Below are 945 nucleotides of genomic sequence, written 5' to 3'. Positions count from 1 at the left end.
GTTTGATTACACATCTACCTCTTCAATTAATTAAAAAAACTGATAAACAACACGTTACAAAATAACACTTTTGTTTTACAATCGCAAAATGTACTAATTTTTAACATACCAGGTAATTTATTTTTTTTACCTTTTAATGCATAAACAAACTAGTTAGTAGCGAACTATTAAAACTCAAATAATAATTTTAATCCTAACTATTATGAAAAATTTTGATTACAAATGGATTTGTCAAGAATTTTTAAGTAATGAACAACAATTAAGTACTGATCCTGAAATGGCCATTAAACAAGCCAAAGAAATGGCTTTATACTTTAAAAAAGGCCTTTCTATGGTAAAACAAATTGTAACAACTAAAGGTTTTACAAGTCAAGAAGAACAAATCATATTTTTTAAAAACATCAAGCCTAAGTTTTTAGCAAGACTTATTTTCTACAATAAAGTATATCGAATAGAGGCCAATGCTCCAATAATTGGTTCAAAAACAATAGAGAAATACTTTATAGCACAACAAAATAAATTGCAAAGAGATTTCTTTGAACACCTACATAAATCGGATTTTTACAATTATTACAAATCCGGACGCTCTGATAAAGATGTCAAGTATTTTACCCTAGGGAATATAAATATTTTACAAGGGGTAAATAGCTTTGTCTTTGAATTAGACGCAGAGTTCTCAACTTACTATGATTATATAATAGCTAAAATTATTTCTAATGAATTATTCTATAACTATATCAAAACAAGGCTAGAGAATATAACAAATTCAAAACAACCTACAATTAAACATGCAAACCAACCACATGTTTATTGGTCTGATACAAAAGCTGCGCTAGTGGAACTTATATATGCCTTATATCTTAATGGTTCAATTAATAAAGGTAATGTTGAACTGCAAAAAATAGCTTTTTTTTTCAATTGATTTTCAAGACTCCTCCTATAGAT

The 945-nt window shown here is 27.2% G+C and carries 1 protein-coding gene; it reads left to right on the top strand.

The features are described from left to right. Positions 1-202 precede the first annotated feature (202 nt). Positions 203-922, top strand: a complete 720-nt coding sequence (locus GOQ24_RS02840) for an RteC domain-containing protein (protein WP_160339061.1) — start codon at positions 203-205, stop codon at positions 920-922. Positions 923-945 lie beyond the last annotated feature (23 nt).

It is taken from the genome of Myroides sp. LoEW2-1, from assembly GCF_009767705.1.
Taxonomy (GTDB): Bacteria; Bacteroidota; Bacteroidia; order Flavobacteriales; family Flavobacteriaceae; genus Flavobacterium; species Flavobacterium album_A.
Note: the sequence above shows the minus strand (reverse complement) of the source record. Positions and strands in the feature narration are given on the sequence as shown.